The organism is Mesorhizobium sp. M1E.F.Ca.ET.063.01.1.1 (genome assembly GCF_003998155.1).
GTDB lineage: Bacteria > Pseudomonadota > Alphaproteobacteria > Rhizobiales > Rhizobiaceae > Mesorhizobium.
In genome coordinates this window covers 1-7,868 of record NZ_RZSC01000247.1, presented here as the reverse complement: position 1 = coordinate 7,868, position 7,868 = coordinate 1, and the positions used below count along the sequence as shown (strand labels likewise).

The window sequence follows — 7,868 nt, the reverse complement described above, 5'->3', positions numbered from 1 at the left end:
CATCCGCCGCGAGATCGGCCATGATTTCGCGCTGAAGCCCGACACCTTCGGTCGCCAGCGCCTCACCCCCGGCACGGCGGAGGCGCGCCGCGTCTACGAGGTGTCGAATGGCGGCTACACCCCTGCCGGCGGCATCGTGCGCCTGCGCAACGTCGATCCGCTGGTCGGCATCACCTCGCTCACCCGCCAGCAGCGCGAGGCAGGAGGGCGCTTCCGTGACGATTTCGAGCGCGCCGCCCGCGAAGGCCTGCAGCCGCAATCCTGGAGCGAGCGCGTCGACAGCGGCCGGGTGGGCGGCGGCATCCCCGACCGCGTGCTTTCAGCCGGCCGCGCGCATGCCCACGCCGCCGCCGCGCTTGCCCATTGGGAGGTAGCCGAGGTGGTGCGCAAAATCTGCCTCGAAGGCCAGTCGGTGAAGGCGCTCGCCGAGCGCACCGGCGACGGGCGGGATGTGGTGGTGAAGCTGCTGAAGGTCGGGCTGGACCTGCTGGCGGTGCATTACGGGATGATGATGGGGAGGCGGGCTGGGTGAGTGGCACAAGAAACGGTTTGGTTTAGAATATATCGCACCCACCATCTCGTTTGATGGCGTCCATGATCGCCAAGGAGACACCGGATTGAAGATGAAGCAGCCGGTCGGTAACGGCCAACTCGCTCCACTGTGACCGTTCAATGACGAAGCTCTGGGAACTGGAAAAGACCGTCGAGGTGGAGTTCACCGTCGAAACAGCAATTTATCGCTTTCGCCTCGAAGCGCAGAAGCCGGCCCACGAGCAAGGCAAATACCGGATCAGGCTATTCGAATATGACGTATTCCGCATCAAGCCGACCTTTGGCGACTATCCCGAGGACGGCGCCGATCACGAAATCCAGTTCGCCGCCAACCTGTCCATCGACCAGAAGGAATATGAGGCCGCGTCTGCCGACGAAGCATTGCAAATGGCTATTGGCGACCTGCGCAAGCAGCTTTTCGTTTAGAATAGCAGCAGTCGAATATTGCCGGCTCTGGCGCCTCTGACTGGATCATGCTGTGATCAATAGGAAAGCAACAGGTGCCGACGCCGTCGAAGTTGGAATGAAACCAGACATTTTCATCGGCTGCTACGTCAAGGTGTTGTCCTTGTCGAAAGGCAATTACGGGCATCCCGTTGAGGATGTGCGCCAGACGGCTATTGGCACGGTATGCCGGATCGTTGAGCCTTTCGATGGATCCTCGGATGACGGGCTTCAAACAAGGCAAGGCGAATTCCTGGTCGCTTACAAGGCGATCTCGAAGGATGGCGTTGACAGCATTGGCTTTTATCTCCGGCCTAATAATCTCGAAGTGGTTCCTGCCACCGAGGAGCTTTTGCTGCTCTATAGCGACGACCTTTGGCAGTTGATCAGGCCATATGGCGAGCCACAGGACACGTCGACCTTCGCCAGACTCGCGACGGCGTTGGGATATTCACGACCATGACCTACCTTTTCGAGACCGATTGCCATCCGTACGAGGGCCTGCATGAAATACCCCGATGGAACCCTTGCCCGGCTTGGCGACAAGATCCTCGTCTGGGAAGGCAATTAAGGCGTCGTGGTCTGCTCCATGGATACCGACGAATATTCCGAGGAGTACCCCAAGGAAGGTGCTGTCCGAAAAGGCAGGGCTGATCCACTATGTAACGCCTGAGACCGGCATGCGACTGATCGAGAGGAGGAGATGAAGGCAAGGTCCATGACCAGACTGATTGCTCGGCTCCTGATGGGCTTGGTCGTGGTGGCGGCAATTGGCGTGGGGTTGCTGTTGCTGCGAAACAGCCAGATGGATCGAGGTGTACAAGCGCTGAAGCGGGAGGATGGCGCCGCTGCATTGGCGAGTCTGAAACCGCTGGCGCAGCTTGGGGATGGAACTGCCCAGATGCTCGTCGGGTCAATCTATGCCTACGGATGGGGCGGGGTCCACAAGAGTGATGCGGATGCGATTTACTGGTTCCATCGGCTTGGCCCGCGGGGTCCGTTGGTTGCCGAGGAAGGCGCCGATCCAGCAGCGCCATACCAGCTTATGGTTGCAAAAGCCTACGCCGCCGGGGCAGACGGGGTGAGAGCCGACGCCGGCGAAAGTGTGAAGTGGCTGAAGTTGGCGGCTGAAGCTGGAAGCAAGGAGGCCGCCTTAGCGCTCTCCCTATCTCGCCAATGATCTACGACGCCTCTTTGCCCCGCGACGAACATCAGATGAAATGCTGGCCGCCGGAAAAGACCAAACTCTGAAAGACGCAATGCCTTGAGTTCCACATCCACAAGCCCGGCGCCGCCCCTCATCCGCCTGCCGGCACCTTCTCCCCGTGAACGGGGAGAAGAGGGCTGGTCGCGACGCCGGCGCTCATTCTCGACGCTGAAGATTGGCGAAAGCGGTGATGACAGCCCCTTTCTCCCCGTCACTATACGGGGCGAAATGCCCGGCAGGGCAATGAGGGGCGGCGCCGACCGACAGCCTCTGTCAGCGGCGTTTCACCACGCCGCCTCAAGCGTCCTTCTTCAGGGGCTCCGGCTCATCCTCCGGCCCCTTTTCCCACCCGAAAACGCTGCGCCCTCCGAGCAGATGCGACTGGTCCATCTCGCCGGCGACAATCTCCTTCAAGCTCGGCCCCGTCACATAGCGCTCCATCCGCCGCGACTCCCCGTCCAGCCGCTTGAGCGCCTGCAGTTCCTCGTCCCGCCCGAGCTTGGCCTTCCCCACCGCCGATTTCAGCACCGCGATCGTCTCGTCATAGACCTTCAGCGGCACGGGGAAGGGGTGGCGGTCTTTGCCGCCGTGGGCGAGCGAGAAGCGGGCCGGGTCGGAGAAGCGGTAGGGCGCGCCGTGCACCACTTCCGACACCATGGCCAAGGCCCGCACCGTGCGCGGGCCGACGCCGGGCACAAGCAGCAGCTCGGGAAAATCCTTCGGGCCGCTTTCGATCGCCGACGCGATGTTGCCGTGCAGCCGGCGCATGACGATGTCGCTCTCGCGCACGTCGTGATGCGCGGGCATGACGAGGTTGGGGAGCAGCGGCTGCGCGGCCGGCTCGGGCTCGGGCTTCGCGGTTTCTTGGGGCTCCAGCGCGGCAAGCTCGCTCAGGATCTTTTCCGGGCTCATGGTCTTCAGAAGCGCGACCTGGCCTCCGCGCGCTTTCTCCGCGCGATGGTCGGTGAGGTTGACGATCTCGCCCTGGCGCTCGCCCTCGATCGCGGCATGCGGCTGGTCGACGAAGCTCGTTAGCCCCTCCGACAGCCAGTGGTAGCGCCGCGCCTGGCGGGCATCGCCGTTCATGCCCTGCTGCACCACCACCCAGCGCCCGTCATCGCTGACGATGAAGCCGTGCAGATAAAGGTCGTAGCCGTCCTGCACGGCGGCGCTGTCCACCTTGGCGACGAGGCGGCTGGCGGTGGCGAGGGCATCGCCGTCCAGGCCGACGCGGTCGCCGATGGCGATGAGCTCACCCGGCGTCTTGCGCGAATGCGCGCCGCGCCCGCCGCAGACATGGATGCCGAGCTCGCCGGCCATCGGATTGAGGCCGCGTTTCAGCGCGCCGATGACGGAAGTGGTGATGCCGGAGGAATGCCAGTCCATGCCCATCACGGCGCCGAAGGACTGGAACCAGAACGGATGCGCCAGGCGCCGCAAAAGCTCGTCGCGGCCGTAGTGGTGGATGATGGCTTCGCACAGCACCGCGCCGAGCCTGGTCATGCGCTCGCCCAGCCATTTCGGGACCCGCCCGCCATGCAGCGGCAGGTCGGCGCTGCCGCTTCGCTGCGTCACGTCGATTCTCCGTGGATGCCGGCGACTTAGATGGCATTTCGGGAGGGATTTGCAAGGCGGGTGCAAATCTCCCCTCTTGAGGGGGGAGATGGCCGCGAAGCGGCCAGAGGGGGTCGTCTCACATGGAGCGCCGGCGTCCAGAATCCTCCACCTTGTCTCTTTGCCGCGAAGGGCGTTGGCGCTCCACGCGCGGTGACCCCTCTGTCGCCTTTGGCGACATCTCCCCCACAAGGGGCACAAGGGGGGAGATCAGCCGACCTCGTCAATAGCGGCACACCCGCACGCGTTCCAGCACGCGGTGGTGATGGTGCCAGTGCCTCACCCACCTCACATGGCAATGGCGGTAGTGATGGTGCCGGTAGTAGCGGTACGGATAACGCATCGTGTAGCGGGGATAATAGCCGCCGTAATAGCGTGGGCCGTAGTAGCGCGGGCCGTAATAGCGACCGCCATAGAACGGATCGCCGTAATACGGGCCGTAAAAGGGGCCGAAGCCGCCGAACGGACCGAAAAAGCCGCCGCCAAGACCGAAGAACTGTGCATCAGCAGGCGCGACCGTGGCTGCCGCGGAGGCAACGGCGATCACCGAAGCAAGTAGCAGTTTTTTCATGGCAACCTCCTCCTGAAGGTTCACCATGACAACGCTCGGGCCGGCGAAAGGCTTCCTGCGCGGCGTTCACAGGATATCAGTGGCATGTGAAGACCGGCCCGAGTGTGCAGCGGCAGGTCGGCGCTGCCGTTTCGCTGCGACGTGTGCTTTCCGTTACGAATGCCGGCTTTGTAGATGGCTTTTGGGCGGGATTTGCAAGGGGGCTGATCTCGCCTCAAGAGGGGAGATCAGCCAATGCCGACCCGGCTCAATACCTGCAGATGCGGATCGCCTCGTACCTGTGGTGGCGGTGCCTCACATACTCGATATGGCATCGCCTGTGGTGCCGGTAGTAGTAATGCTGACGATAGTAATAGTGCGGCCTGTAGCTGTAATATTCGCCGTAATACGGACGATACATATAGCGATCGCCGTAATAGTCGCCATAGTAGGGCCCGTAGTCGTCATAATAGTCATTGTAATAACCGTCGCCGATGCCGATCCCGAATTCGAGGCGGCCGGCGTTGGCCGGGCCGATCAAGGTGGCCGCCGACGCAATGGCTACGACGGAGGCGAGCAGGAGCTTTTTCATAGACCTCCTCCTTAAAGGTTGATCGCCTCATAAACGCTTCGGAGGCAGCCTATGTTCCCAATCGCTAATATCCCCATCGCGCAGATAAGCAGGCGGCGATGGCTAATCCTACGCCTGGGAGATTAGCCATCGCTATCGGCTTCGCTCAGTCGCCCTTAGTCGCAGATACGCACTCGTTCGATGACGCGGTGGTGATGGCGCCAGTGTTTCACGATCCTAATCCGGCAATTATCATCATAATACCGGTTATGATAGCGCACCACATAACGCTCACGATAGGGAGTGTAGTAGTCGTCGTCATAGATGTGTCGGTAATAGCGATGAGGGTAATACCCGCCATAGTAGTCGTCTCCGTAATAGGGGTCGTAGGACGGGCCTATGCCGATACCGAACTGGACGCTGCCGGCGCTAGCCGGCGCGATCGCGAACGCCGAGGCGATGGCGATCATCGAAGCAAACAGAAGCTTTTTCATCGCTGCCTCCTCTTTCGATGGATGCCCCTTCAGGCAATAAACGGTTTCGGCGCGGACGGTGTTCCCGGGAAAATGCATCGCCCTATCTCTCCTCCTGTGGGAGAGAAAGCGATTTCAACATCTTAGCCGAAGGCTAAGTGCTAGAAATCGCAAGTGAGGGGAAAAGCGCCGGCCTCCGACAAAGGGTGCCGGCGCCCTACGAAATCCCCTTTCTTGCGTCTCTTTCCAAAACAACGAGGGGAGATAGACGCCGCCGTCGCCATACCGCCACTTGCTGTCGCGGCGCCGCGCGTACCCGCCGGCGCCGTCGGCTACTCAATCGCCCAGCCAATCCCGGCAACCACAGGAGCTGCCCATGACCAAGCCCACCATCCTCAAATTCGGCGCCGTCGAGCATGCCGAGGCCGGCGATCTGCCGGGCTGGGTCGTCGTCGAGGGCAGGCCGACCATGCAGACCGCCGTCCAGCACACCGCCGAGGACGGCAAAGTGATGTCGGGCACCTGGCGCGCCTCGCCCGGCACCTACCATGCCACCTACACCGACTATGAATTCGTGCACATGATCGCCGGCCGCATCGTCATCACCCCGGATGGCGGCGAGCCGGTCGAGGTCGGTCCCGGCGACGCCTTCGTGGTCGAGGCCGATTTCAAGGGTACCTGGCAGATCCTCGAGCCGGTGACCAAGCATTTTGTCGTCGTGGTGGGATAGAGCGCCTTCGCCGAAACTGCCGATCTACCCCCTTGCGGGGGAGATGCCCGGCAGGGCAGGGGGGTGTGAAGGATCGCCAACCCTTCCGATAACGGCTTCAACCATCGGGAGTCGCAACCTCTCCAGTTGACACGCTGGCGGGACAGCACCCCCCTCTGGCCTGCCGGCCATCTCCCCGCAAGGGGAGATCACGCGCTCGATCGACCTGCCTACCGCCCCACCTTGGAAATCACCCTTTTCTCCACCTCCGGCTCCAGCGATTCCGCGAACGGCGTCGCTAGGTGATGCTGGTCGCGGAAGGCGAGCTGGCCGTCGATGAAGACGTGGCAGGTGGTGGCGTTGCAGAAGCGGTCGGTAAGGTCGACGTAAGAGGCGTTGGGCACGCTGGTGACGATCTCGCGCTCGATCGCCGCCATCTTGTCGTTGGCGGCATCGGCGCGGGTCTGGTCGCAGAGCGAAGGCGCCTTGTCGCGCCACAGCGCGCGCGACACGCAGGTGTCGATGTTCTCGTCGTTGAACGGCACGTCGCGGATGAAGGCGATCTTCAGCCCGGCCTTGCTCAGGCTCGTAAGCGTCGAACGCAGGCCGGCCCGCCACACGGCGTCCGGCGTGTCCGGCTGGCCCTTGCCTTCCGCCATCTTGCGCGAAGAGGTCAGCGCCAGCTCCGAGATCACCACCAGCGAAGGCTTCGCGGCAATGATCTCCTTGATCGCCTGCTCGCGCCATTGGTCGCATTCGCGGTAGTCGCGGTTGAGCTTCGTGACGAAGTAGGAGTAGCGCGAGGGACGGCACGAGCTTTTCAGCCAGGTTTCGACGCGGTAGCCGTTCTTTTTGCCCGCCTCGATCAGCGGCGTCGACCAATGATCGGCGTGGGAATCGCCGAACAGCGCGATCATGCGCTGGCCATTGCCGAACACACAGGGTTTCGGCGTCACCGTGTCGTAGCCCTCGACGCAGGCCTTGGCGCGCGCGGTCGCGGGTTCGGCGGCGCTTGCCGCGATGCTGCGCTGCTCGGGGTTCTGGTGGCGCACCGCAAGCGCGGCATTGCCGTAGGCGGCTGCGACGCCGGTGCCGGTCAGGAGGAGGGCCGGCACCAGCGCCCGCGCCGCATTGGCCATAAGCCAGCCGTTGCGGCGGATCGGATTCTCGATGAGATGGTAGCTCAGTGCCGAAAGCGCCAGCGTCAGCCCGAGGCAGGCCAGGCGTTGGGCGAGCGTCAGCTCCTCCACCAGCATGCCGGCATAGACGATGACCGGCCAGTGCCACAGATAGAGCGAATAGGAAAGTTTTCCGATCCACTGCAAGGGCGGCAGCGCGAGGAGGGCGCTGGGGCCACTCCTCGCGTCGGCCGCGCCCGCCAGCAGCAGAAGGACAGTGCCGGCAACCGGCACCAGGGCCAGAAAACCGGGGAAGGGAGCCTCCTCGCTGAAGGTAAGGTAAGCGAAAGCAATCAGCGCCAGCCCGCAGAGGCTGAACGCCAGGGCAAGCCGCGGGCGCCTCTCCAGCAGCCATGCCGGCGCCATCGAGGCCAGCCCGCCGGCGGCGAACTCCCAGGCGCGCAGCGGCGAGAAATAGAAGGCCCAGGGCTGCGACACGGGGGTCAGCCACGCGCAGACCGCGAAGGAGACGAGGCCAGCAATGCCGATCGCAAACATGATGGTCCGCTTGCCGGGCTTCAGCCAGGCCGCCAGCATCAAGAGCGCCGGCCAGGCGAGATAGAACTGCTC

The 7,868-nt window shown here is 63.1% G+C and carries 10 protein-coding genes; 5 read left to right on the top strand and 5 right to left on the bottom strand.

Annotation, left to right across the window (positions count from 1 at the left end; genetic code table 11):
- The 4 genes from EOA29_RS18230 to EOA29_RS18215 all read left to right on the top strand — a co-directional run.
- A partial coding sequence (locus EOA29_RS18230) for a DUF6456 domain-containing protein (protein ID WP_127221241.1) occupies nt 1-532 on the top strand: 532 nt, incomplete at its 5' end.
- Nucleotides 533-672: 140 nt separating this feature from the next.
- Nucleotides 673-978 (top strand): hypothetical protein, encoded by a 306-nt coding sequence (locus EOA29_RS18225; protein WP_127221240.1) that lies wholly within the window; start codon nt 673-675, stop codon nt 976-978.
- 52 nt (nt 979-1,030) lie between these two features.
- Nucleotides 1,031-1,459, top strand: coding sequence for a hypothetical protein (locus tag EOA29_RS18220; protein ID WP_127221239.1), 429 nt, complete (start codon nt 1,031-1,033; stop codon nt 1,457-1,459).
- 255 nt (nt 1,460-1,714) lie between these two features.
- The gene (locus tag EOA29_RS18215; RefSeq protein ID WP_126094624.1) at nt 1,715-2,176 is read left to right on the top strand and encodes an SEL1-like repeat protein; all 462 of its coding nucleotides are present in this window, start codon (nt 1,715-1,717) and stop codon (nt 2,174-2,176) included.
- A 324-nt stretch (nt 2,177-2,500) separates the two neighbouring features.
- Here the strand turns inward: EOA29_RS18215 and EOA29_RS18210 are convergent, their stop codons facing one another.
- From EOA29_RS18210 to EOA29_RS18195, 4 genes are all read right to left on the bottom strand, one after another.
- Complete coding sequence (locus tag EOA29_RS18210) at nt 2,501-3,778, bottom strand: DUF763 domain-containing protein (RefSeq protein ID WP_126094623.1); 1,278 nt, start codon at nt 3,776-3,778, stop codon at nt 2,501-2,503.
- Between the two features lie 262 nt (nt 3,779-4,040).
- The gene (locus tag EOA29_RS18205) at nt 4,041-4,388 is read right to left on the bottom strand and encodes a hypothetical protein (protein WP_126094622.1); all 348 of its coding nucleotides are present in this window, start codon (nt 4,386-4,388) and stop codon (nt 4,041-4,043) included.
- Between the two features lie 247 nt (nt 4,389-4,635).
- Nucleotides 4,636-4,959: a hypothetical protein gene (locus EOA29_RS18200; protein ID WP_126094621.1), complete on the bottom strand. Its 324-nt coding sequence runs from the start codon at nt 4,957-4,959 to the stop codon at nt 4,636-4,638.
- A 155-nt stretch (nt 4,960-5,114) separates the two neighbouring features.
- On the bottom strand, nt 5,115-5,432 hold the full coding sequence (locus tag EOA29_RS18195; RefSeq protein ID WP_126095962.1) for a hypothetical protein: 318 nt from the start codon (nt 5,430-5,432) through the stop codon (nt 5,115-5,117).
- Nucleotides 5,433-5,787: 355 nt separating this feature from the next.
- Here EOA29_RS18195 and EOA29_RS18190 point away from each other — a divergent pair, with 355 nt between their 5' ends.
- Nucleotides 5,788-6,141 (top strand): cupin domain-containing protein, encoded by a 354-nt coding sequence (locus tag EOA29_RS18190; RefSeq protein ID WP_126094620.1) that lies wholly within the window; start codon nt 5,788-5,790, stop codon nt 6,139-6,141.
- A 209-nt stretch (nt 6,142-6,350) separates the two neighbouring features.
- On the opposite strand, the gene EOA29_RS18185 is transcribed toward EOA29_RS18190, so the two are convergent.
- The coding region (locus EOA29_RS18185) for an acyltransferase family protein (RefSeq protein ID WP_145969698.1) at nt 6,351-7,868 on the bottom strand (1,518 nt) is incomplete at its 5' end.

Coding starts and splice junctions, on each gene's coding strand:
- EOA29_RS18190 (WP_126094620.1), top strand. CDS start 5,788: ATGACCAAGCCCACCATCCTCAAATTCGGCGCCGTCGAGCATGCCGAG.
- EOA29_RS18225 (WP_127221240.1), top strand. CDS start 673: ATGACGAAGCTCTGGGAACTGGAAAAGACCGTCGAGGTGGAGTTCACC.
- EOA29_RS18195 (WP_126095962.1), bottom strand. CDS start 5,432: ATGAAAAAGCTTCTGTTTGCTTCGATGATCGCCATCGCCTCGGCGTTC.
- EOA29_RS18215 (WP_126094624.1), top strand. CDS start 1,715: ATGACCAGACTGATTGCTCGGCTCCTGATGGGCTTGGTCGTGGTGGCG.
- EOA29_RS18200 (WP_126094621.1), bottom strand. CDS start 4,959: ATGAAAAAGCTCCTGCTCGCCTCCGTCGTAGCCATTGCGTCGGCGGCC.
- EOA29_RS18205 (WP_126094622.1), bottom strand. CDS start 4,388: ATGAAAAAACTGCTACTTGCTTCGGTGATCGCCGTTGCCTCCGCGGCA.